The following is a 22586-nucleotide window of genomic DNA, read 5'->3' as shown; positions in this document are numbered from 1 at the left end:
ATCAGGTGAGTTCGGCGGTCCGAACCATGACCAGCACCACGGCCACCAGGAACACTGCCGCGCAGGTACCCACCTGTACCAGTATGCGCTTCCTGCCGGTGGCGGGAGCCAGCATGCCGAGCGCCACCAGTGCGCCGGTCACCAGGCCGCCGATGTGCGCCTGCCAGGACACCGACAGGCTGCCGCCCAGCGGCACGAAGGTGATCAGCAGCATCAGCCCGAGCGTGATCAGGACCGGCCGCATCTCGTAGCGCAGCCGGCGGGCGAGGACCACGGTGGCGCCGAGGAGCCCGCAGATGGCGCCCGAGGCGCCGAGGGTCGGCGTGTTCGGCGCGGTCAGCAGGTAGACCAGGGCGCTGCCGCCCAGCCCCGACAGCAGGTAGAGGGCGAGGTAGCGGGCCCGCCCCAGGGCGGCCTCCAGCGGGCCGCCGATCACCCACAGGGCCAGCATGTTGCTGAAGATGTGCCACCACTCGACGTGCAGGAACACCGAGGTCAGCAGCCGGTGGTACTGACCGGTGGAGATCCCCTCCAGCGGGGCCCCGTAGTACTCGACGTAGCGGCCGAGCAGCTCCAGCCGGACGGCCAGTCCCGGTACGGCGTACGTGGCGAGGAGGACGGCCACGTTGATCCCGATCAGGACCTTGGTGACGAGCTGGGGATCGGCCGCGACCCGGCCGCCCGCGAGGGTGCGCGGGGCGCTCGCCGCGGGGGCGTGTCCGGTGCCGGAACCCCCGCGGACGCATTCCACGCACTGGAAGCCGACCGCGGCGCTCACCCTGCACTCGGGGCAGACCGGGCGGTCGCAGCGGGTGCAGGTGATGCCCGTGTCGCGGTCCGGGTGGCGGTAGCAGCCCGGCAGACGGTCGGTGTCCATCGGTCCCCTCGATCGGCGGCGCGGCCGGCGGGAGGTGCCCCGCCGGTCCGGGTACACAACCAGGACGGACGGGCGGGGCGCAAAGGTTCCCGGGGCCGCGCGGGGGCGCGCCGGCCGACGGGAGGCGGTCAGCGCTTCCCCGCGGTCAGCGCCTTCCCGCGGTCAGCGCTTCTCCACGGTGACCGACTGGATGATCACGTCGTCCAGGGGGCGCTCGGTGCGCGGGTTGGTGGCGCCCGCCGCGATCTTGTCCACGACCTTCTGGCTGGCGGGGTCGGTCACCTCGCCGAAGATGGTGTGCTTGCGGGTCAGCCAGGCGGTGGGCGCGACCGTGATGAAGAACTGCGAGCCGTTGGTGCCCGGCCCGGCGTTGGCCATCGCGAGCAGGTAGGGCTTGGTGAAGGCCAGGTCGGGGTGGAACTCGTCGGCGAAGCGGTAGCCCGGACCGCCGGTGCCGTTGCCGAGCGGGTCGCCGCCCTGGATCATGAAACCGCTGATGACGCGGTGGAAGACGGTGCCGTCGTAGAGCGGAGCGGTGGTCTTCTGGCCGTCGGTGGGACGGGTCCACTCGCGGGCGCCCGTGGCCAGCTCCACGAAGTTGCGGACGGTCTTGGGCGCGAAGTTCTCCAGCAGCTCGATCTCGATGTCGCCGTGGTTGGTCTTCAGGGTGGCGTAGAGCTTCTCGGCCACGGGTCTGCCTTCCATAGTCATCACTGTCGGTCCCGATCCTCCCACGGAGGGCAGCGCGGCACAGAAATCCTCCACCCGTATGCCCTGTCACGCATGCCCGGCGGCGCTATGGCAGGCATGATCCGACAAAGGGTGGAAAGGTGAACTGTGTCCGCCACCGAGGAGGAGGATCCCGTGACACGCAACGACAGCGTGCGCCTGGCCGCCGAGAGCGCCAGGGACACCGTGAGGCACGCGGCGGAAGCGGTGGCGCCGTACGCGGAGACCGCGCGGAACGCCGCCGTGTACTACGCGCAGGAGGCGAACGACCGGCTGGCGCCGAAGGTCTCGTACGCGGCCGGCCAGGCCTCGCTCCACGCGCGCACGGCCTACGACACCCATCTGCATCCCCGCATGGTGGCGGCGCGCGCCCACGTACCGCCCCCCGTCGACCGGGCGGCGGTCCAGGCGCTGGAGCAGACGCGCCGGGCGGCGCGCCAGGCCGCCGACTACACGCAGCCCCGCATCGAGAGCGCCGTGGCGGCGGCCACGCCGGTCGCCGAGGAGGCCGCGGCCCGCTCGACGGCGGCGCTGGCCGCGCTGCGCGGTCAGGTGTCGGCCAAGGAGGTGCACCGGCTGGTCCGGCGCAACGAGCGGCGGGCGCGCTGCCACCGGACGCTGCGCGGGGTCGCGCTCGTCGGCCTCGTGGCGGGCGCCGCCTTCGTGGTGTGGAAGTGGTGGGACCGGCAGTCGAACCCGGACTGGCTCGTGGAGCCCCCGGCGGCCACCGAGGTCTCCCGCGGCACCGACCCGGCCAGCTTCGACGACGAACTGGCGGAGAAGGAGCGCGAGGCCGAGGCGGGCTCGAACGGCTCCGAGGGCGACGAACGGCGCTGACGGCACCCGGCCTGCACGCGGAAGGGGCCCGGATCCACTCCCTGGATCCGGGCCCCTTCCGCGTCCCGCCGCCACGGCCTTCCGGCTACTGGGGGAGGGTGAGCACCATGCCCGGCAGGATCATGTCGGGGTTCGGGCCGACGACGGTCCTGTTCATGGCGTAGAGCTCCCGCCACCGGGCCTCGTTGCCGAGCTCGCGGCGGGCGATCGCGGAGAGCGAGTCGCCCGGCTTCACCGTGTACATGCGCTTCTTGGCGGCCGGCGACGGCTTGGGCGAGACGGGTACCGCCTTGTGCGCGGCCGACGTGGGGCTGGGCATGGCCGGACCGGACGCCGGGGGCGGCGGCGCCGCGGGCGTCCGGGGCGCGGCGGCCAGGGGCGGCCCGGGCGGGCCCGCCAGGGGCGGCTTCGGTGGCACCGGTACCGCCTTGTGCGCGGCCGACGTCGGGCTGGGCATGGCCGAACCGGACACCGCGGGCCTGGGCGGCGCGGCCGCGGCCGTCCGCTCGGCGGCCGCCTTGGTCGCCGCCGCGGCGTCGGTGTACTTGCCGCCCATGCCTCCGGGCGCGGACCCCGCCGCGGCCTGCTGCTCCGTCTGCCCCTTCGCCTGCTCCTTCGCCTTCGCGGCGGCCTCGTGTTCCTTGTTCTTGTCGGACTTCAGGAAGTCGAAGAGTCCCATGTGCGTACGCCTCCGGCGTGGTGGTGCCCCCTGGGCTCGATGCCTCTCCCCACTGTCCGCCATCCGGGGCCGGACGGCCCAGTGACGGGGCCGTCCGGGGGACGTCCGGCGTGTCCCCGGGGCCGCCCGCGCGGGACGCCCCGGGGCGGCTACCGGCGGGCGCGGCGGGCCGGGCGGGGGGTCTCCGAGGGGATCGCGAGGGCGTCCTCGGCGAGCATCCGCAGCGTGCGCAGGAGGGCTTCGCGGGCGGCCGGGGGGAGCGGGGCGAGGGCCTCGGCGTGCACCCGGTCGACGATCCGGGTGCTCTCGACGGCGACCTCGGCGCCCTTCGGGGTCACGGCGATGATCCGGGCCCTGCGGTCGGCGGCGGAGGGCCGCCGCTCGGCCAGGCCGGCCTCCTCCAGGGCGTCGACGGTCACCACCATCGTCGTCTTGTCCATGTCACCGATCTCGGCGAGCTGGATCTGGGTGCGCTCCTCCTCCAGGGCGTGCACGAGGACGCAGTGCATACGGGCCGTCAGCCCGATCTCCCCGAGGGCCGCGGCCATGCGGGTGCGCAGGACGTGACTGGTGTGGTCCAGGAGGAAGGACAGGTCGGGCTCGGTCCGCGCGTTGGGCGCCATGGCGGTCATGACCCCAGCCTAACAATTCGATCCGAGAAATACAGTCTGCAACAAAACCATCTGCTACGGTCACACCAGTCGCCGGATCACGACGACCTGCCGCCTCACCGCGACCGGAGAAACCGATGCCCGCCACGCTCCAGGCCACCGCACCCGCCACACCCGCACCCGCCCCCCGGGCACCCCGGCTCCGCTCCCGCTGGACCGCCCTCGCCGTGCTCTCCACCGGCATGCTCATGACCGTCCTCGACGGCAGCATCGTCACCGTCGCCATGCCGGCCATCCAGAACGACCTCGGCTTCACCCCCGCCGGCCTCAGCTGGGTGGTCAACGCCTACCTGATCGCCTTCGGCAGCCTGCTGCTCCTCGCCGGCCGCCTCGGCGACCTGATCGGCCGCAAGCGGATGTTCCTGGCGGGCACCGCCGTCTTCACGGCCGCCTCGCTCCTCGCCGGCCTCGCCGGATCGCCCGCCCTGCTGATCGCCGCCCGCTTCCTCCAGGGCCTGGGCAGCGCGATGGCCTCCTCCGTCAGCCTCGGGATCCTGATCACCCTCTTCACCGGAACCCGCGACCGCACCCGGGCGATCGCCGTCTTCTCCTTCACCGGAGCCGCCGGGGCCTCCCTGGGCCAGGTGCTGGGCGGGGTCCTCACCGACGCCCTGGACTGGCACTGGATCTTCTTCATCAACCTGCCGATCGGCATGGCCGCCCTGCTCGCCGCCCTCCCCGCGCTCCCCTCCGACCGCGGCCTCGGCCTGCGCGCCGGAGCCGACGCCCTCGGCGCGGTCCTGGTCACCGCCGGGCTGATGACCGGCATCTACGCCGTCGTCACCGTCGAGACGTACGGCTGGACCTCCGCGCACACCCTCGGCCTCGGCGGCCTCTCCCTGGCCCTGCTCACCGCCTTCACCGTGCGCCAGGCCAAGGCCCGCGTCCCCCTGATGCCGCTGCGGATCCTGCGCTCCCGCACCGTGGTCGGCGCGAACCTGGTCCAGATGCTGATGGTGGCCGCGCTGTTCTCCTTCCAGATCCTGCTCGCCCTCTACCTCCAGCGGGTCCAGGGCTACGGAGCCGCGGAGACCGGCCTCGCGATGCTGCCCGCCGCCCTCTCCATCGGCGCGGTCTCGCTCGGCGTCTCGGCCCGCCTGAACGCCCGCTTCGGCGAGCGCGCCGTACTCCTCGCGGGGCTCGGGCTGCTGACGGTCGGCCTCGGCCTGCTGACCCGGCTGCCGGTGCACGCGGACTACGTCGCCGACCTGCTGCCCGTCATGCTGCTGGCCTCCGGCTTCGGCCTGGCCCTGCCGGCGCTCACCGCCCTGGGGATGTCCGGCGCCGACGAGCGGGACGCCGGCCTGGCGTCGGGCCTCTTCAACACCACCCAGCAGATCGGCATGGCCCTCGGGGTCGCCGTCCTGTCCACCCTGGCCGCCTCCCGCACCGGGTCCCTGACCGCGGCCGGCCGCACCCCGGCCGAATCCCTCACGGGCGGCTACCACCTCGCCTTCGCCCTCGGCGCCACCCTCCTGCTGACCGCCGGCGCCGTGACGGCCACCCTCCTCCGCCGCCCCCGCACCCCCTGAGGCCCGTCACGCGAAAGACCCCCTGACCGGCGTTTCCGCTGGTCAGGGGGTCTTTGAATGTGGAGCCTAGGAGATTCGAACCCGTATCAAGACCACGCTGACCTGCGGTTTTGCAGGACATACCGGGCTTTCAATTCCATTCAGCCCTTCTCGATCCCGCTCAACCCTGCCCAATCCCGGGGCCGTGCACACACGTGCGCACGGCCTCCAAGGACGTAGCTGGTGTAACGCAAACGGCTCTGCGACCCAGAGAGCCTATGGCCTCAGAGCACTCGACGGTCAAGGTTTGCGCAAAGTGAGCCCGTGCCGTGCACATGGAGGTTCACCCGCTCCGCGCAGCCGTCATCGCAGAACGCAAAACGGGCTCTCCAAGGAGCCCCGAGGGCTGTGATCCAGTCACCTTGCACCACAAGAGGCAGGCCCGGGCACTAGCTCGGAGCACCCACCTCGCTACCCCGACACCTGAGCACGGAGGTGTGTTGCATCGCCGAGGGGCGGCCACGGCGCGGCCGCCCCTCCACTGCTACCGGCGCTGCTCGTAGATCACCAGGAACGGTGAGACGAATCCCGACGCCTCCAGCGGGGTCACGTCCCCGGCCAGGACCAGCAGGACGCCGGCCGCCAAGGCTCCGCCGTACATCCACGCCCTTGCCAGGTCGGGTCCGCTGTCTTCGACCTGCACCGTGCCATCGCTCATACTGGGTGTGCTCCTGCTCTTCGCTGGACATGGGTATCGGCTTCCACAGCGCCTAGGAACCCTGTGGAAGCCGCGAGGCGGTTGAGACGGCGACACATGTCCGTGCGCTTGCCGCCTCAACCGTCAGTCATCGCTCGATACAAACCCCCAGTTTGGGCCGCGCCAGATGACCTCAATACACAGAGATGCGCAGAGATCGAGAAGGTCCTCGCGCGGCTTGTCCGGGACTAGCAGCACGAGCCGTGGTGTGGGGTTGAGGAAGCGCCGGTAGTCCACCAGGGCCCCGATGGCGGCTCTTACCGCACTGCGGGTGGCATTGCTCCCGCCTGCTGCTGCGCAACCTGCGCGGCGTGACCGCCAACTACCTCGACGCCGGTGTCCGGCGGATCATCTTGGCCGGGGTCGCCGAGAACGCGGCCGAGCGCGCCGGCTACCAGGCTGCGATCGGCATGCCGCTCCGGTCTGCCGCCTAACCGCGGACCTCCCCGCTGTGCACACGCGGCTCAGGCGCCGCGGATGGAGCTGACCCGACGCACGATGAAACCCCAACGGTCAGCCTCGCTAGATTGCCGCGGCAGGTGACCACGTGGCTCTCGAAGCTCTGCTTCGGATCGCACAAGCATCACGGAACGTACACGCAGCAACTGGCCGTACGTGGGGGATGCGGACTGGCCGCTGACACCCCCGCCGGATAGATCTAGGTGGCGTTCACGCTCCACCTCGGCCTGATCTGTGATGTCGCCCCCTCAGTCTGCTCGCTCCTTTTGAGGAGCAGCAGGACCCCGAGTGCTGACGTATCCCAGAGCGCTGGTGCGCTACAGCGTCCCACCCAGGTAGACATTCCTGGACGACACCTGAATCAGTCTGAGCTCCACGCCTGGATCAGGTCCTCGGGCAGTAGATGGTCAATACCTTCGGCAGTGCAGCCGCTGCGGGCAACCGCGAGGAGCGGGGTGTCCTCATCCGCGCCCGGGAGTTGGGCGCGATGGTTGATCAACCGCGCCAAGTCACGGTGATCAAAGGGCTTGTTCTCAAGCCACTTGATCGACCCCACGACAGTGATCTTCTTGGCGATAGGTGCCCGGTCAGCGCCGATGATGTCAATCTCCGGGTCGTTGGTACGCGTCCAGTAGCCGCCGACGGTGTTGGTGCCCTCAGGGAGCCGGTCATCGGCCAGACGCCACAGGCTCTCGCGGACGACCGGTTCGACAGCCCTGCCGCGCCAGGATGTCCAGCCCGCACGGATCGTCTCCAGGACCCGGTCACCACGACCCCGCTCGACAGCCGGGATGCCAGGACCGATGAAGGAGAGCCAGAAGCGCAGGTACGGATCGTCGATCCGGTAGCGGGTCTCGCGGCTGGGCCGCGTCGACAGGGGCAGATCGGCGGCGACCATGCGGCGACCGGTAAGGAGGTCCAGAGAACGCGTCACCGATCCTGGGTTGAGGCCACCCGCAGCCCGGCCGATCAGCGTGAAGGTGCGTTCACCGTGGCCGATGGCGCCGAGTACGGTCCGCGCCTGCGCCTCCGTGGGGAACTCTGCCGCCAGCGTGCGTTCTCCGCTCACCAACAGCGCCGAGGTGGGCCGACGCAGAGCGAGGCCCAGATAATCCCAGAGGCTCGCTCCCTGCGGCCATTCCTCCAGGATCAGCGGAAGCCCGCCACTGACGAGATAGGCGTCGAAGGCGTCCGCCGGCGGCAGGTCCAGCATGCGCGCAACGTCCGCCGGGGTCAGTGGGGGGACGACCATCTCCGTACCGCGCTGGTAGAAAGGTCGGCCGTAGGTGTTGAGCTGCTCCATCATGGCGATGTCGGAGCCGATCAGCACAAGAAGTACCGGCAACTTGGACAGAGTCCGGTCAAAGGCCTTCTGTAGAGCACCTTCGAAACTCGGGTCCTCGCGCACCAAGTAGGGCATCTCGTCCATTACCACGATGCTGGGCGCATCCGTCGGCAGGGCAGAGGCAAGCAGGGCCAGGGCCGCGTCCCAGGTCTGCGGGGCCGCGAAGTCTGCGAAGCGGTCGGCATCGGGGAGGCTGGAAGTAGCGACTTCCGCCGTGAATCCCGCCAGGTCTTCTTCTCTCGAACCGCCAACCGCAGTGAAGAAGAGGTGCGCGATCCCTGCACGTTCCACGAACTCTTCCACCAGCCGGGACTTACCCACGCGCCGCCGCCCCCGGATCAGCACCGCTCGCCCGGGCCGACCACTTCGCCCACCAGTCCGCACTGGCGACAGCAGGTCCTCCAAGAGACCGAGTTCGTTACGACGGCCGATGAACCCGTTCATGGCAACCACCTCCGCTGGACCACATCAGAGACTTGCACCAAAGATAGTTTCATCAATGCAAGCATGATGCCAGCCGCCTGGCCGACGGCCCCGCCCGAGGCCGGGAGATCTGTTACTGGCAGCCAAAATCCCTACGTGCGCACATGTGTGCGCGAAAAAACCCCTCCAAGCCAACGTTTCCGCAGGTCAGAGGGGTTCTATCTTGTGGAGCCTAGGAGATTCGAACTCCTGACATCTGCCTTGCAAAGGCAGCGCTCTACCAACTGAGCTAAGGCCCCGAGCAACCGGACGCGACCGTACCCCTTGAGGCAGCGACCGTTCCGCAGCACAGAGTACCCGGTGTACCCCCGCATCCCGCAAAATGATAGGGACTCCCGCCCCGCGACCACGCTCCGTAAGATGCTCGCGAGGTTCGCACCAGCGAAGGGGAGTAGTCAGAGTGGACGCAGTACAGCAAGAGGCCACGGCCAGAGCCAGGGAACTCCAGCGCAGTTGGTACGGGGAGCCGCTCGGCGCGCTGTTCCGACGGCTCATAGATGACCTCGGCCTGAACCAGGCCCGCCTCGCTGCCGTCCTCGGGCTGTCGGCGCCGATGCTGTCCCAGCTGATGAGCGGGCAGCGCGCCAAGATCGGTAACCCGGCCGTGGTCCAGCGGGTCCAGGCCCTCCAGGACCTCGCCGGACAGGTCGCGGACGGAAGCGTCAGCGCGGCCGAGGCCACCGACCGGATGGACGAGATCAAGAACACCCAGGGAGGCTCCGTCCTCAGCAACAGCGGTCAGACGACGACGGGTTCCGGCGCGCCCACGGTCAAGCGGGTCGTCCGGGAGATCCAGTCGCTGCTGCGATCGGTCTCCGCCGCCGGGGACATCATCGACGCGGCGGATTCCCTCGCACCCAGCCATCCGGAACTGGCAGAGTTCCTCCGGGTCTACGGCGCGGGCCGCACCGCGGAGGCGGTGGCCCACTACGAGGCCCACCAGAACTGACGCGCACGCGTGACGGGGGACGGGGGACGGGCGCAGCGATGGGCGAGGTCTTCGCCGGCCGGTACGAACTGGCCGACCCGATCGGGCGCGGCGGCGCGGGCGCCGTCTGGCGGGCCTGGGACCACCGCCGCCGCCGGTACGTGGCCGCCAAGGTCCTCCTGCACGGCGACGCCCACGCCCTGCTGCGCTTCGTGCGCGAGCAGGCCCTGCGCATCGACCACCCGCACGTGCTGGCCCCGGCCAGCTGGGCGGCGGACGACGACAAGGTCCTGTTCACCATGGACCTCGTCGCCGGCGGCTCCCTCGCCCACCTGATCGGTGACTACGGGGCCCTGCCGCCCCGGTTCGCGTGCGCGCTGCTCGACCAGCTCCTGGCGGGGCTGGCGGCGGTGCACGCGGAGGGCGTCGTACACCGCGACGTCAAACCGGCCAACATCCTGCTGGAGGCCACCGGAACCGGGCGGCCGCACCTGCGGCTGTCCGACTTCGGCATCTCGATGCGCAAGGGCGAGCCGCGGCTCACCGGGACCGATCTGGTCGTCGGCACCCCGGGTTACTTCGCCCCCGAGCAACTGACGGGCGCCGAGCCCGACTTCCCCGTCGACCTCTTCGCGGCGGGACTCGTCGCGCTGTACCTGCTGCAGGGCCGCAAGCCCGATTCCCTCGCGCTGACACGGCAGTTCCCGGCCCAGGGCACCCCCGGTCCTCCCGAGGGCGTCCCCGAGCCCCTGTGGGACGTGATCGCGAACCTCATGCACCCGGACCCCCGGAAGCGGTTCCGGACCGCCACAGGGGCGCGCAAGGCCCTTGCCGAGGCCGCCCAGTTGCTACCGCCGCCCGACCCGGACGAGGATCCGGTGGAGGTGTTCGACCAACTCGGTCCCCTCCCCGCCGGTTTCGGCCCGGGAGGCCCCTCGGACCCCCGCTCCGCCGCCGCCTCCGCGCCCTCCCCGGAGCCCGCTCCCGCGCCCTCCCCGGAGCCCGCTCCCGAGCCCTCCCCGAGGGCCTCGCACGGGCCACCCGCCGCCGGTGCCGCCGCCGGTGCCTTCGGGCCGCCGCCGCCCGGCTCCGGCCCCGAGGAGACGGACGGCTTCCACCTCGCGCCCCCGTCCTCCCCGACGCCCCTGCCCTCCCCCGAGCCCGCGGGGCCGGCACCGGCCCCGGCGCCCGTTCGCCGCCGGATCCCCCCGCCCCCCGCCAGGGCCACCGCCGCGATCCTCTCGGCGGCGCTCCTGTGCTTCGCGGTCGGCGCCTGGGCGCTGACCCGTATCTAGTGCCGTGACCGGAACCAGGCCACCCCGTCCGCCCCCGGTCCCGGCCCCGCTCCGGTGCGCCGGGCCAGCAGGAGCCAGCCGCCGAGCCCGAGCAGCAGCAGCGCGCCCGTCCCGAAGCCGGCGCCCGCCACGGTCCGCATCAGGGAGCGGTCCTCCTCCCGGGCGGCGGCCTCGGGGACGGTGAGCCCCTCCTTCGCGGCGGCCCGCTCGGCGGCGCCGACCCCGAAGCCCGCCGCCGCCAGCCCCTCCCGGTAGGCGGGCTCCGCTGCCCGGATGCCGCCCACGTCCACCCGTAGGGTCAGCGGCACGGACGAGGCGTCCTCGGTGAACTCCCGCACCTTCCCGCCCAGGGTGACGGCGACGTAGTACCAGCCGGCCACCCGCAGCGGCCGGACCTCCGTCCGGTCGGAGAAGCGGTTCGCGTACGCCACCGGCACCGTCCCCGGCAGGGTCACGGCGGCCTGCTGCCCGTCGTAGGGGGTGTCCCCGGAGTCCACGATCCCCCGGTAGGGCGTGTAGAGCGAGACGGTGAGCCCGTCGGAGGCGGAGCCGTACGGCAGGGTCATCCGGGCCTTCGCGATCTCGGCGCCGACCGCCAGCCGCTGCCCCCAGTCCAGCGGGACCCGGTAGAACCGCGTCTGTCCGGGCCTCAGTTCGTCGCGCCACACCCCGGAGCCCAGGGCCCGCGCGTCGTTGAAGCCGGTCCCTCCGGTCCGCGGGACCGGATCCGTGCCCGGCAGGACCGGGGAGGGGGAGGGCACCACCGGGGGCGGGGAGACCGGGGCGCCGCCAGCGGCCGGGGCCGGTTCGCGCAGGACGAGGAGCTCCACCGGCCAGGCCGCCCGGTCGGAGTCCTCCGCCGCCGACCGGGTGACCTTCGCGTAGTACGTCCCCGGGGCCTGGCACTCGGAGTCCTCCTCCAGCCGCCGCTGGCCCGCCGCCGCGAGCGGGACCGGGTCGTTGCCGAAGGAGGCGCGGCCCGGGTTGTACGGGCAGGCGCGGCCGGCGCTGGTCATGACCTCGACCTCGACCCCGTCGGAGTACCCGACCCTGCTCCCGGCGGGCGGGCGCAGCACGGCGGAGACGTACACGGTGGAGGCGCCGTCGAGACCGAGCCGGTACACCCGTTCGCCCGGGGCCACGGTGTCCTCGTAGACCACGCCGGTCTCCAGCAGCGGGGCGTCCGCCGTGGAGGGCCTGCCCTCCACCCGCCGGGCTCCCTCGGCCGCCGAGTAGCTCGGCGGCGGGGCCGGGGAGGGCCCGGCCTCCGCGCGGGCGGCCCCCGGCAGCCAGAACGCCACCAGTGCCGCGGCCAGCACCGGGCGCACGACCGCGCCCGCCCCGCGTCCCCGACGCACGCTCACGTCCACCCCACGCCATCCCGATTTTTACCATTGCAAGCAAAATCGTTGCAGAACGGAATTTCCCGGCACAGAACAGCACGAAGCCCCGGCAGCAGCGGCAGCCGGGGCTTCATGGAATCAAGCGGGTCTCACACGCCGGAACCAGAGGGCACGGAGTCGGTTGCCTCCGTCCACAGGTCCTGCTCGGCGCGGTCCGCCTGGATCTGGCGGTACACGAGGAGCCCGCCGATGGCGGCCAGTGCGACCAGGAGCAGCTTCTTCACCGCGCGACCTCGTCTTTCGTTGACGTAGGGGACTTCTGGCGGCCAACAATACACACCGGCCGATACCGATCGGTTACCTGGCAGCCCCTCACATGGCCCAACGACAAAGACCCCCAGGCCATGGGCCTGGGGGTCTTCGACACTGTGGGGCTAACAGGATTTGAACCTGTGGCCTCATCCTTATCAGGGATGCGCTCTAACCAACTGAGCTATAGCCCCATCCGCGCTGCGCGCTGACTCCTGAAGATTAGCGCACAGACGCGGTCGAGCCAAAATCGCGCTCTACGGGGCGTCCGCGCAGGTCATTCGTCCTCGGCGAGCGTGAGCTCCACGCCGCCCACGAAGCCCGCCGACAGGTTGTAGATGAACGAACCCAGCGTCGCCAGAGCCGTCATCAGCACCACGTCGATCACCGCGATCACCGAGGTGAAGATCAGCACGCGCGGCAGCGACAGGAACGACTGGAGGTCGAACCCGTTGCTCTCGTTGGAACCGGTCGCCTCGCTGATCGTGCCGCCGACGGTCGAGAAGATGCCCATGGCGTCCATGACCATCCACAGCACCGCCGCCGCGACGACGGTGCACACGCCCAGCGCGATCGACAGCAGGAAGCTGACCTTCATCACCGACCACGGGTCGGCCTTGGCCACCCGCAGCCGCGCCTTGCGCGTCCTCGGCGTCGTACGGACGACCGGACCCGTTCCCCGCTGCGCGCCGGGGCCCTTGGGGGCCGCGTAGGCCTGCGGGGGCTGGTACGGCTGTGCGCCCCGCTCCTGGCCCGCGTCGGCCTTCTGCTTGCCGTTCGCCTTCGACTTGACCTTCGCCTGCGGCTGCGCGGCCGGTGCAGGCTCCGGCTCCGGTCCTCGGGTGTCCGTCACCGTTGCCCCCTGTCCCCCCTGGGAGTCCGCGGCGGGGCCACGGGCACCATTCGCTCCAGTCTTGGCCGGTCCGGCGCCCGTGGCTCCACTCACGCTTACTCCTCGTGCTCCCCTGCCGGGGACTCAGTGCCCCCGGCCGCCTCGGCGGCCTGTCCGTCGGCTGCCCCGGCCTCGATCTCTGTCTCGATCTCGTCGACCTCGTCAGCTTCCTGACCGGCCTCGGCGTTCCGAGCGATGCCGACCACGGCATCGCGCTTGCCCAGGTTGATCAGCTGGACGCCCATGGTGTCACGGCCCGTCTCCCTGACTTCGTTGACGCGCGTACGGATCACACCACCGCCGAGCGTGATGGCGAGAATCTCGTCCGTTTCGTCGACCACCAGCGCGCCCACGAGCGAACCGCGGTCTTCCACGATCTTGGCGGCCTTGATGCCCAGACCACCACGGCCCTGGACGCGGTACTCGTCCACGGCCGTCCGCTTGGCGTAGCCGCCGTCGGTCGCGGTGAAGACGAAGGTACCGGGCCGCACGACGCTCATCGACAGCAGCTCGTCGCCCCCGCGGAAGCTCATGCCCTTCACGCCCGACGTGGCACGTCCCATCGGGCGCAGCGCGTCGTCGGTCGCCGTGAAGCGGATCGACTGCGCCTTCTTGCTGATGAGCAGCAGGTCGTCCTCGGCGGACACCAGCTCGGCGCCGATCAGCTCGTCGTCCGCGCCGCTCTCCGTCTCCCGGAGGTTGATCGCGATGACGCCACCCGAACGGGGCGAGTCGTAGTCCTTCAGCGCCGTCTTCTTCACCAGGCCGCCCTTGGTGGCCAGGATCAGGTAGGGCGCGGCCTCGTAGTCGCGGATCGCGAGGATCTGGGCGATCTTCTCGTCCGGCTGGAAGGCCAGCAGGTTCGCCACGTGCTGCCCGCGCGCGTCGCGGCCGGCGTCCGGCAGCTCGTACGCCTTGGACCGGTAGACGCGGCCCTTGTTGGTGAAGAACAGCAGCCAGTGGTGCGTGGTGGAGACGAAGAAGTGGTCGACCAGGTCGTCCTGCTTCAGCTTCGTGCCGCGCACGCCCTTGCCGCCGCGCTTCTGCGAGCGGTAGTCCTCGGTCTTGGTGCGCTTGACGTAGCCGCCGTGCGTGATGGTGACGACGATGTCCTCTTCGGCGATCAGGTCCTCCATGGACATGTCGCCGTCGAAGGGCACCAGCTTGGAACGCCGGTCGTCGCCGAACTTCTCGACGATCGCCGCCAGTTCCTCGCTGACGATCGAACGCTGCTTCGCCGGGGAGGCCAGGATCGCGTTGTACTCGTTGATCTTCGCCTGGAGTTCGTCGTGCTCGGCGACGATCTTCTGCCGCTCCAGGGCCGCCAGGCGGCGCAGCTGCATCTCCAGGATCGCGTTCGCCTGGATCTCGTCGATCTCCAGGAGGCCCATCAGGCCCTCGCGCGCGATCTCGACCGTGTTGCTGCGCCGGATGAGCGCGATGACCTCGTCGATCGCGTCCAGCGCCTTGAGCAGACCGCGCAGGATGTGGGCGCGCTCCTCCGCCTTGCGCAGGCGGAAGCGCGTGCGCCGGACGATGACCTCGATCTGGTGCTGCACCCAGTGACGGATGAACGCGTCGATCGACAGGGTGCGCGGCACCCCGTCCACGAGCGCCAGCATGTTCGCGCCGAAGTTCGTCTGCAGGTCGGTGTGCTTGTAGAGGTTGTTCAGCACGACCTTGGCCACGGCGTCGCGCTTGAGCACGATCACCAGGCGCTGACCCGTCCGGGACGAGGTCTCGTCACGGACGTCGGCGATGCCGCCGATCTTGCCGTCCTTGACCAGGTCGGCAATCTTCTGGGCGAGGTTGTCCGGGTTGGTCTGGTACGGGAGCTCCGTGACCACCAGGCACTGGCGGTTCTGGATCTCCTCGACCTCCACCACCGCGCGCATCGTGATGGAGCCGCGCCCGGTCCGGTACGCCTCTTCGATGCCCTTGCGGCCCACGACCAGCGCGCCCGACGGGAAGTCGGGGCCCTTGATCCGCTCCAGAAGCGCGTCGAGCAGCTCCTCGTGCGAGGCCTCCGGGTGCTCCAGCGCCCACTGCGCGCCCGCCGCGACCTCGCGCAGGTTGTGCGGCGGGATGTTGGTGGCCATGCCGACCGCGATACCGGCGCTGCCGTTGACCAGCAGGTTCGGGAAGCGGGCCGGCAGGACGGTCGGCTCCTGGTTGCGGCCGTCGTAGTTGTCCGTGAAGTCGACGGTCTCCTCGTCGATGTCCCGGAGCATCTCCATGGCCAGCGGCATCAGCTTGCACTCGGTGTAGCGCATCGCGGCCGCCGGGTCGTTGCCCGGGGAGCCGAAGTTGCCGTTGGAGTCCACCAGCGGCATGCGCATCGACCACGGCTGGGCCAGGCGGACCAGGGCGTCGTAGATGGAGCTGTCGCCGTGCGGGTGGTACGTACCCATGACGTCACCGACGACGCGGGCGCACTTGTAGAAGCCCTTCTCGGGCCGGTAGCCGCCGTCGTACATCGCGTACAGCACACGACGGTGGACCGGCTTGAGGCCGTCCCGTACGTCGGGCAGCGCGCGGGAGACGATGACGGACATCGCGTAGTCGAGATAGGAGCGCTGCATCTCGGTTTCGAGCCCGACGGGCTCGATGCGCATGACGGGCTGCTCCTCCGCGGGGTTCTGCGCGGTGGGGGTGGTTTCGTCGGCCATTGCTGGTCAGAAGTCCTTTCAGGCGGTCAGCTGAGCCGACTCAGATGTCGAGGAAGCGAACGTCCTTGGCGTTGCGCTGGATGAAGGAGCGCCGGGCTTCGACGTCCTCACCCATCAGCACCGAGAACAGGTCGTCGGCCTGCGCGGCGTCGTCCAGGGTGACCTGGCCGAGCACGCGGTGGTCCACGTCCATGGTGGTGACGCGCAGCTCCTCGGCGTTCATCTCGCCCAGACCCTTGAAGCGCTGGATCGAGTCTTCCTTGATCCGCTTGCCGTTCTGCTTGCCCAGCTCGACCAGGGCGTCGCGCTCGCGGTCCGAGTACGCGTACTCGAAGTCGTCACGGCCCCACTTGATCTTGTAGAGCGGCGGGCGGGACAGGTAGACGTGCCCGGCCTCGACCAGCGGCCGCATGAAGCGGAAGAGGAAGGTCAGCAGCAGGGTGTTGATGTGCTGGCCGTCGACGTCGGCGTCCGCCATCAGGATGATCTTGTGATAGCGGAGCTTCTCGATGTCGAAGTCCTCGTGCACACCGGTGCCGAAGGCACTGATCAGCGCCTGGACCTCGGTGTTCTGCAGGATCTTGTCGATGCGCGCCTTCTCGACGTTCAGGATCTTGCCGCGGATGGGCAGGATGGCCTGGTACATCGGGTTGCGGCCGGACTTGGCCGAGCCGCCGGCGGAGTCACCCTCGACGATGAAGATCTCGCACTTGATCGGGTCGTTCGACTGGCAGTCGGACAGCTTGCCCGGCAGCGAGGCGCTCTCCAGCAGACCCTTGCGGCGGGTCAGGTCGCGGGCCTTGCGGGCCGCGACGCGGGCCGTGGCCGCCTGGATCGACTTGCGGATGATGTCCGCGGCCTCGACCGGGTTGCGGTCGAACCAGTCGTTCAGGTGCTCGTGGACGACCTTCTGCACGAAGGTCTTGGCCTCCGTGTTGCCCAGCTTGGTCTTCGTCTGGCCCTCGAACTGGGGCTCGCCCAGCTTGACCGAGATGATCGCCGTCAGACCCTCGCGGATGTCCTCGCCGGCGAGGTTGTCGTCCTTCTCGCGGAGCAGCTTCTTGTCCCGCGCGTAGCGGTTGACCAGGCCGGTCAGCGCCGCGCGGAAGCCCTCCTCGTGGGTGCCGCCCTCGTGCGTGTGGATCGTGTTCGCGAAGGAGTAGACCCCCTCCGTGTACTGCGAGTTCCACTGCATCGCGATCTCGACCGAGAGCATGCGCTCCTTGTCCTCGGCCTCGACGTCGATGACGGTCGGGTGGATCAGCTCGCCCTTGCGCGAGTTGAGGTACTTCACGAAGTCGACGATGCCGCCCTCGTAGTGGTACTTGACCGTGCGCGCCTGCGGCTCGGCCGCGTCCGCTTCCGGGTCGTCCGCGCCCGCCGTGGCCTTCGCCGACTCGCGCTCGTCGGTCAGCGTCAGGGTCAGGCCCTTGTTGAGGAAGGCCATCTCCTGGAAGCGCCGCGACAGCGTCTCGAAGGAGTACTCGGTGGTCTCGAAGATGTCGCCGTCGGCCCAGAACGTCACCGACGTGCCGTGCTCGCCGGTTTCCTCGTTCTTGGCCAGCGGGGCCGTCGGCACGCCCAGCTTGTAGTCCTGGGTCCAGCGGTGGCCGTCCGTCTTGACCTCGACCGCGACCTTGGTCGACAGGGCGTTCACGACGGACACACCGACGCCGTGCAGACCGCCGGAGACGGCGTAGCCGCCGCCGCCGAACTTGCCGCCCGCGTGCAGGACGGTCAGCACGACCTCGACGGCCGGCTTCCCCTCGGACGGCACGATGCCGACCGGGATACCGCGGCCGTTGTCGATCACGCGCACCCCGCCGTCGGCGAGGATCGTCACGTCAATGGTGTCCGCGTGCCCGGCCAGCGCCTCGTCGACCGAGTTGTCGACGACCTCGTAGACGAGGTGGTGCAGACCACGCTCACCCGTCGAGCCGATGTACATACCCGGCCGCTTGCGGACCGCGTCCAGGCCCTCGAGGACCTGGATCGCACTGGCGTCGTAATTCTTCTCGTTGGAGTCGCCGGAATCGGCCACGAAGCGCCCTTTCTGGCACAGCGCAGCCCGTACTCCGGGCCAGCATGTGCGCCGGGGGAGCGGCCGCGTCGATCTGCGTTGTCTGCGTTTGTCGCTGTCACCCCGCGAACGGGCGGGATTGTCTCCAGTCTACCGGTACCACTGACATGAATGGGGGTTTGCCGGTACCTGAGTCCGCATGTGCCGCCCTGAACCTCCTCTCTCCGACTCCCCATATTCGGGGTGGGGCTCCAAGAGGCTCACGCGGGCATCCAGCGCTTCGGCCTGTCAACCCGCGGCTACCGTGAGGGACACCGCACCCGGCGGGGCCGGGCCCGGGGGCGCGCGGGCGGGGCGCGGGGACCCGAAGAGGGGGCCCACGCGGGGTGGAAAGGGCCGGAAACCGCCTGGGGGCCGGCGGTCCGGGCCCCAGGGACCGGACCACGGGAGCGGGGGTACGGCAGCGGCGGTACGCACCCGCCCGCGCGGGGCCGGGGCGGTCAGCCCCAGGTGTCCCCGGGCCCGCTGCTGCCGGGGGCGCGCCAGGGGCCGTGGCGCTTGGGGCGGCCGCCGGGACCCTGGACCTTGATCAGCCGGACCGTGCCCTGGCCCAGGTCCGCGTTGAGCCGTGCCACCAGCTGCGGGGCCAGCAGCTTCAGCTGCGCGGCCCAGGCCGAGGAGTCGCACCGTACGAGGAGCTCACGGTCCTCGTAGCGTTCCGGTTCACAGTGCGCGGCGATCTCCGGGCCGACGATCTCCGCCCAGCGCTCCATCACCCCGGCCACCGCGATCGGCATCTCCCAGCCGCGTTCCGTCCGCAGCCGGTCCAGGGCCGCCATCAGCGGCATCGGATCCCGGCCGTCGGCACGGGCGCCGGAGCGCAGGCCCGGCTGCCGGTGGCGCTGGCGCCCGCTCACCGCGTTCCCGCGGGCACGGGCCTGCTCCCGCGCGGCGGCCAGCGCCTGCCGCGCCAGGTCCACCCCGGACGGCTCCGGGGTCCTGGGCTTGTCCTGCCCGCCCTCGCCCGCGCTCACAGCCGGGTCACCTCGCCGCCGGAGACCGAGAACCGGGTGCCGGTCAGCACCCCCGGAACGTCGTCGTCCACCGCCGCCGTCACCAGGACCTGCTCGCCCGGGGCCACCAGTTCCGCGAGCCGCTCGCGACGGCGCGCGTCGAGCTCCGCGAAGACGTCGTCCAGGATCAGCACCGGCTCCGTCCCCTCCGAGCGCAACAGCTCGTACGAGGCCAGGCGCAGCGCCAGTGCGTACGACCAGGACTCGCCGTGGCTGGCGTACCCCTTGGCGGGCAGGTCGCCCAGGCGCAGCAGGACGTCGTCGCGGTGCGGTCCGACGAGGGTGACTCCGCGTTCGATCTCCTGCTTGCGCACCTCGGACAGGGCCGCCAGCAGGACCTCGTAGAGCGCCTCGCGGGTGCGCGCCCCACCGCTGTCGACCGGCTCGCCGGCCGAGGACCGGTAGGCGAGCCCGAGCGGGCCCCCGCCCGGGGCGAGCTGCTCGTAGGCCTTGTCGGCGAGCGGCAGCAGGGTCGCGATCAGGTCGAGGCGCTGGGCGAGCAGTTCGGCGCCCGCGCGGGCCAGGTGCTGGTCCCACACGTCGAGGGTGGAGAGGTCCATGGAACGGCCTCCGTGCCGACGGGCCATCGCCGCCGACTTCAGCAGGGTGTTGCGCTGCTTGAGGACGCGCTCGTAGTCGGAGCGGACGGCCGCCATGCGCGGGGAGCGGGCCGTGACGAGCTCGTCCAGGAAGCGGCGGCGCTCCCCCGGGTCGCCCTTGACCAGGGCCAGGTCCTCGGGGGCGAACAGCACGGTGCGCACGATCCCCAGGACGTCCCGGGGCCTGACCTGCGAGGACCGGTTGATGCGGGCCCGGTTGGCGCGGCCCGGGTTGAGCTCCAGCTCCACGAGCTGCCGGCGTTCGCCCTGGGTGACGGCGGCGCGGACGACGGCCCGGTCCGCGCCCATCCGGACGAGCGGGGCGTCCGAGGAGACCCGGTGGCTGCCCAGGGTCGCCAGGTAGCCGATGGCCTCGACGAGGTTCGTCTTGCCCTGGCCGTTGGGGCCCACGAAAGCCGTGACGCCCGGGGCGAGGGGAACCTCGGCCCGGGCGTACGAGCGGAAGTCGGCCAACGAGAGATGCGAAACGTGCATACGGCGCCGACCTCCCCCGGCTTCCTGCTGCTTGCTCTGTGGTGCTGTGGTGCTGTGGTGCTGTGGTGCTGTCGTTCCGTGGGGCGGTGCCGCCCCGTGGAACTACTTCTTCTCGACCGCGTGGCCGCCGAACTGGTTGCGCAGCGCCGCGATCATCTTCATCTGCGGGGAGTCGTCCTGGCGCGAGGCGAAGCGGGCGAACAGCGAGGCGGTGATCGCCGGCAGCGGCACCGCGTTGTCGATCGCGGCCTCGACGGTCCAGCGGCCCTCGCCGGAGTCCTGCGCGAAGCCGCGCAGCTGCTCCAGGTGCTCGTCCTCGTCCAGCGCGTTGACGGCGAGGTCCAGCAGCCAGGAACGGATGACCGTCCCCTCCTGCCAGGAGCGGAACACCTCGCGGACGTCGGTGACCGAGTCCACCTTCTCCAGGAGCTCCCAGCCCTCGGCGTAGGCCTGCATCATGGCGTACTCGATGCCGTTGTGGACCATCTTCGCGAAGTGGCCCGCGCCGACCTTGCCGGCGTGTACGGCGCCGAAGTCGCCCTCGGGCTTGAGGGCGTCGAAGATCGGCTGGACGGCCGCGACGTGCTTCTCGTCGCCGCCGTACATGAGCGCGTAGCCGTTCTCCAGGCCCCAGACGCCGCCGGAGACACCGCAGTCGACGAAGCCGATGCCCTTGGCCTTCAGCTCCTCGGCGTGCTTCTCGTCGTCGGTCCAGCGCGAGTTGCCGCCGTCGACGACGATGTCGCCGGGCGCGAGCAGCTCCGCGAGCTCGTCGACGGTGGACTGCGTGGCCGCACCGGCGGGGACCATCACCCACACCACGCGGGGGGACTGCAGGCTGTCCACAAGCTCCCGCAGGCTGTGGACATCCGCGAGGTCCGGGTTGCGGTCGTATCCGATGACGGTGTGGCCTGCGCGGCGGATGCGCTCGCGCATGTTGCCGCCCATCTTGCCGAGACCGATGAGACCGAGCTCCATCAGGTGCTTCCTTACGCGTTGTGGCCGTCTTTGGCTGTACCGGGGCTCCCCGGGTTCGGGGGTGGCCCACCGGATCCGAGCCTACGCCGGGCCGTGGTGCGGGGCCCGCTCCGAACGGCGTCGGGCCCGGTCCCGCAGGCTGCGAGACCGGGCCCGACGTCGGTGTGCGGGGGGTGTCAGCCGGACAGGCGCACCGGCATGATCAGGTACTTGTAGGCCTCGTCGGCTTCCGCGTCGACCGCCGGACGGCCGCTGAGCAGCGCGGGCTTGGTGGACGTGGTGAAGCTGAGCTGGGCCGCGGGCGAGTCGATCGCGCTGAGGCCGTCGAGCAGGAAGGTCGGGTTGAAGGCGATGGAGATGTCGTCGCCCTCCAGCTTCGCGTCGACGCGTTCCACAGCCTGTGCATCGTCGCTGGAGCCCGCCTCCAGGATGAGGACGCCCTGCTCGAAGCTGAGCCGGACCGGCGTGTTGCGCTCGGCCACCAGGGCGACGCGCTTGACGGCCTCGACGAAGGGCGCGGTCTCGATCACGGCGATGGAGTTGAACTCCGTCGGGAAGAGGGTGCGGTACTTCGGCAGGTCGCCTTCGAGGAGGCGGGTGGTGGTGCGGCGGCCGGCGCCCTCGAAGCCGATGAGGCCCTCGCCCTGGCCGGAGCCGGAGAGCGCCAGGGTGACGGTGTCGCCGCTGGTGAGGGACTTGGCGGTGTCCAGGAGGGTCTTGGCGGGCACCAGGGCCACGGCCGAGGCGTCCGGGTTCTCCGGCTTCCACAGGAACTCGCGGACCGCGAAGCGGTAGCGGTCGGTGGAGGCCAGGGTGACGCGGTCGCCCTCGATCTCGATGCGGACACCGGTCAGCACGGGCAGCGTGTCGTCGCGGCCGGCGGCGATGGCGACCTGGGCGGCGGCGGAGGCGAAGACCTCACCGGGCACGGTGCCGGTCGCGGTCGGCATCTGGGGCAGCGCCGGGTATTCCTCCACGGGCAGGGTGTGGAGCGTGAACCGGGAGGAGCCGCAGACCACGGTCGCCCGTACACCGTCTGTGGAAATCTCCACCGGGCGGTTGGGGAGGGCGCGGCAGATGTCGGCGAGGAGCCGGCCGGAGACGAGGACGGTGCCGTCCTCCTCGACGTCAGCCTCGACGGAGACGCGGGCCGAGACCTCGTAGTCGAAGCCGGAGAGCGACAGGGTGCCCTCTTCGGCCTTCAGCAGCAGGCCCGCGAGCACGGGCACCGGCGGCCGGGCCGGGAGGCTGCGTGCAGCCCAGGCCACCGCCTCCGCGAGTACGTCGCGTTCCACCCGGATCTTCACCGGAAACCGCCTCCTGCTGTTGCTCGCTCGTCTGCCGGCCTTCGTCGTCGGCTCGTCGATGCCTCGACCGTTGCCGGGGACCAGTCTGACGTACGGCGCCGACAGTCGTCGCGGCTGGCGGTCAAGTCGGGAGCGAGGTGTCGGGACGGCCGATCGACGAGTTGTGCACAGGACCTGCTTGAAAACCGAAACCGGCCTAACTCTCCATGGGGGTAGTAGTAGGGCCTGTGGAAACGGTGGATAAGCCCGTTTTCCCAGGTCAGCCCCCGTTTTTTATCCCCACACCCTGTGGGTGGCACCGGTGGACAACACGGTGTCTCTGTGGAGAAC

General features: G+C 70.8%; 20 protein-coding genes and 2 tRNA genes. 5 read left to right on the top strand and 17 right to left on the bottom strand.

What is annotated here, in order from left to right; translation table 11 throughout:
- Position 1 precedes the first annotated feature (1 nt).
- Positions 2-877 (bottom strand): rhomboid family intramembrane serine protease, encoded by an 876-nt coding sequence (locus ACEPPI_RS00415; RefSeq protein WP_373913229.1) that lies wholly within the window; start codon positions 875-877, stop codon positions 2-4.
- 162 nt (positions 878-1039) lie between these two features.
- Entirely contained in the window at positions 1040-1567 is a 528-nt protein-coding gene (locus tag ACEPPI_RS00410; protein WP_356216780.1) for a peptidylprolyl isomerase, read from the bottom strand.
- Between the two features lie 174 nt (positions 1568-1741).
- Between ACEPPI_RS00410 and ACEPPI_RS00405 the strand changes: the two genes are divergently transcribed.
- Positions 1742-2443, top strand: coding sequence for a DUF5324 family protein (locus tag ACEPPI_RS00405; protein ID WP_373913228.1), 702 nt, complete (start codon positions 1742-1744; stop codon positions 2441-2443).
- 85 nt (positions 2444-2528) lie between these two features.
- On the opposite strand, the gene ACEPPI_RS00400 is transcribed toward ACEPPI_RS00405, so the two are convergent.
- Together ACEPPI_RS00400 and ACEPPI_RS00395 are read right to left on the bottom strand one after the other, a co-directional pair.
- Positions 2529-3122 (bottom strand): LysM peptidoglycan-binding domain-containing protein, encoded by a 594-nt coding sequence (locus ACEPPI_RS00400; protein WP_373913227.1) that lies wholly within the window; start codon positions 3120-3122, stop codon positions 2529-2531.
- Positions 3123-3271: 149 nt separating this feature from the next.
- Entirely contained in the window at positions 3272-3754 is a 483-nt protein-coding gene (locus tag ACEPPI_RS00395; protein WP_373913226.1) for a MarR family winged helix-turn-helix transcriptional regulator, read from the bottom strand.
- Positions 3755-3870: 116 nt separating this feature from the next.
- Between ACEPPI_RS00395 and ACEPPI_RS00390 the strand changes: the two genes are divergently transcribed.
- Positions 3871-5325 (top strand): MFS transporter, encoded by a 1455-nt coding sequence (locus tag ACEPPI_RS00390; RefSeq protein ID WP_373913225.1) that lies wholly within the window; start codon positions 3871-3873, stop codon positions 5323-5325.
- A gap of 523 nt (positions 5326-5848) precedes the next feature.
- On the opposite strand, the gene ACEPPI_RS00385 is transcribed toward ACEPPI_RS00390, so the two are convergent.
- Positions 5849-6022 carry a hypothetical protein gene (locus tag ACEPPI_RS00385; RefSeq protein WP_373913224.1) on the bottom strand — a complete coding sequence of 58 codons (174 nt, stop codon included), beginning with the start codon at positions 6020-6022 and terminating at the stop codon, positions 5849-5851.
- Positions 6023-6372: 350 nt separating this feature from the next.
- Between ACEPPI_RS00385 and ACEPPI_RS00380 the strand changes: the two genes are divergently transcribed.
- Entirely contained in the window at positions 6373-6495 is a 123-nt protein-coding gene (locus tag ACEPPI_RS00380) for a hypothetical protein (protein ID WP_373913223.1), read from the top strand.
- A 386-nt stretch (positions 6496-6881) separates the two neighbouring features.
- Here the strand turns inward: ACEPPI_RS00380 and ACEPPI_RS00375 are convergent, their stop codons facing one another.
- Both ACEPPI_RS00375 and ACEPPI_RS00370 read right to left on the bottom strand, forming a co-directional pair.
- Entirely contained in the window at positions 6882-8309 is a 1428-nt protein-coding gene (locus ACEPPI_RS00375; protein ID WP_373913222.1) for an ATP-binding protein, read from the bottom strand.
- A 205-nt stretch (positions 8310-8514) separates the two neighbouring features.
- A tRNA-Ala gene (locus tag ACEPPI_RS00370) sits at positions 8515-8587 on the bottom strand.
- A 161-nt stretch (positions 8588-8748) separates the two neighbouring features.
- Between ACEPPI_RS00370 and ACEPPI_RS00365 the strand changes: the two genes are divergently transcribed.
- Together ACEPPI_RS00365 and ACEPPI_RS00360 are read left to right on the top strand one after the other, a co-directional pair.
- Positions 8749-9297: a DNA-binding protein gene (locus ACEPPI_RS00365; protein ID WP_266840297.1), complete on the top strand. Its 549-nt coding sequence runs from the start codon at positions 8749-8751 to the stop codon at positions 9295-9297.
- A 38-nt stretch (positions 9298-9335) separates the two neighbouring features.
- Positions 9336-10571, top strand: a complete 1236-nt coding sequence (locus tag ACEPPI_RS00360) for a serine/threonine-protein kinase (protein WP_373913221.1) — start codon at positions 9336-9338, stop codon at positions 10569-10571.
- Here the strand turns inward: ACEPPI_RS00360 and ACEPPI_RS00355 are convergent.
- The 10 genes from ACEPPI_RS00355 to dnaN form a co-directional block, all read right to left on the bottom strand.
- A complete protein-coding gene (locus ACEPPI_RS00355) occupies positions 10568-11935 on the bottom strand; it encodes a hypothetical protein (protein ID WP_373913220.1) in 1368 nt (455 codons plus the stop codon). The two genes, ACEPPI_RS00360 and ACEPPI_RS00355, sit on opposite strands and share 4 nt — an antisense overlap.
- A gap of 128 nt (positions 11936-12063) precedes the next feature.
- Entirely contained in the window at positions 12064-12198 is a 135-nt protein-coding gene (locus ACEPPI_RS00350) for a DLW-39 family protein (RefSeq protein ID WP_208809277.1), read from the bottom strand.
- A 145-nt stretch (positions 12199-12343) separates the two neighbouring features.
- Positions 12344-12417, bottom strand: a tRNA-Ile gene (locus ACEPPI_RS00345).
- A gap of 83 nt (positions 12418-12500) precedes the next feature.
- Entirely contained in the window at positions 12501-13169 is a 669-nt protein-coding gene (locus tag ACEPPI_RS00340; protein ID WP_373913219.1) for a DUF3566 domain-containing protein, read from the bottom strand.
- Positions 13170-13171: 2 nt separating this feature from the next.
- Complete coding sequence (gyrA, locus tag ACEPPI_RS00335; protein WP_373913218.1) at positions 13172-15784, bottom strand: DNA gyrase subunit A; 2613 nt, start codon at positions 15782-15784, stop codon at positions 13172-13174.
- A gap of 40 nt (positions 15785-15824) precedes the next feature.
- On the bottom strand, positions 15825-17846 hold the full coding sequence (gene gyrB, locus ACEPPI_RS00330) for a DNA topoisomerase (ATP-hydrolyzing) subunit B (RefSeq protein ID WP_373913324.1): 2022 nt from the start codon (positions 17844-17846) through the stop codon (positions 15825-15827).
- Positions 17847-18304: 458 nt separating this feature from the next.
- Positions 18305-18838: a DUF721 domain-containing protein gene (locus ACEPPI_RS00325; RefSeq protein WP_356216621.1), complete on the bottom strand. Its 534-nt coding sequence runs from the start codon at positions 18836-18838 to the stop codon at positions 18305-18307.
- A complete protein-coding gene (gene recF, locus ACEPPI_RS00320) occupies positions 18835-19971 on the bottom strand; it encodes a DNA replication/repair protein RecF (RefSeq protein ID WP_373913217.1) in 1137 nt (378 codons plus the stop codon). Before recF ends, ACEPPI_RS00325 begins: the two co-directional genes overlap by 4 nt.
- 102 nt (positions 19972-20073) lie before the next feature.
- On the bottom strand, positions 20074-20949 hold the full coding sequence (gene gnd, locus ACEPPI_RS00315) for a phosphogluconate dehydrogenase (NAD(+)-dependent, decarboxylating) (RefSeq protein ID WP_373913216.1): 876 nt from the start codon (positions 20947-20949) through the stop codon (positions 20074-20076).
- Between the two features lie 176 nt (positions 20950-21125).
- Positions 21126-22256 (bottom strand): DNA polymerase III subunit beta, encoded by a 1131-nt coding sequence (dnaN, locus tag ACEPPI_RS00310; protein WP_030225190.1) that lies wholly within the window; start codon positions 22254-22256, stop codon positions 21126-21128.
- Positions 22257-22586: the final 330 nt, after the last annotated feature.

This window comes from Streptomyces sp. AB3(2024) (genome assembly GCF_041862025.1).
In the GTDB taxonomy this organism is placed as follows: domain Bacteria; phylum Actinomycetota; class Actinomycetes; order Streptomycetales; family Streptomycetaceae; genus Streptomyces.
The sequence above is the reverse complement of the archived record's forward strand: the minus strand, read 5'-3'. Positions and strand labels throughout refer to the sequence as shown.

What these genes read in the sequence shown, in the direction of transcription:
- ACEPPI_RS00415 (WP_373913229.1), bottom strand. Translation starts at nt 877, where the DNA reads ATGGACACCGACCGTCTGCCGGGCTGCTACCGCCACCCGGACCGCGAC.
- ACEPPI_RS00400 (WP_373913227.1), bottom strand. Translation starts at nt 3,122, where the DNA reads ATGGGACTCTTCGACTTCCTGAAGTCCGACAAGAACAAGGAACACGAG.
- ACEPPI_RS00395 (WP_373913226.1), bottom strand. Translation starts at nt 3,754, where the DNA reads ATGACCGCCATGGCGCCCAACGCGCGGACCGAGCCCGACCTGTCCTTC.
- ACEPPI_RS00390 (WP_373913225.1), top strand. Translation starts at nt 3,871, where the DNA reads ATGCCCGCCACGCTCCAGGCCACCGCACCCGCCACACCCGCACCCGCC.
- ACEPPI_RS00385 (WP_373913224.1), bottom strand. Translation starts at nt 6,022, where the DNA reads ATGAGCGATGGCACGGTGCAGGTCGAAGACAGCGGACCCGACCTGGCA.
- ACEPPI_RS00375 (WP_373913222.1), bottom strand. Translation starts at nt 8,309, where the DNA reads ATGAACGGGTTCATCGGCCGTCGTAACGAACTCGGTCTCTTGGAGGAC.
- ACEPPI_RS00360 (WP_373913221.1), top strand. Translation starts at nt 9,336, where the DNA reads ATGGGCGAGGTCTTCGCCGGCCGGTACGAACTGGCCGACCCGATCGGG.
- gyrA (WP_373913218.1), bottom strand. Translation starts at nt 15,784, where the DNA reads ATGGCCGACGAAACCACCCCCACCGCGCAGAACCCCGCGGAGGAGCAG.
- recF (WP_373913217.1), bottom strand. Translation starts at nt 19,971, where the DNA reads ATGCACGTTTCGCATCTCTCGTTGGCCGACTTCCGCTCGTACGCCCGG.
- gnd (WP_373913216.1), bottom strand. Translation starts at nt 20,949, where the DNA reads ATGGAGCTCGGTCTCATCGGTCTCGGCAAGATGGGCGGCAACATGCGC.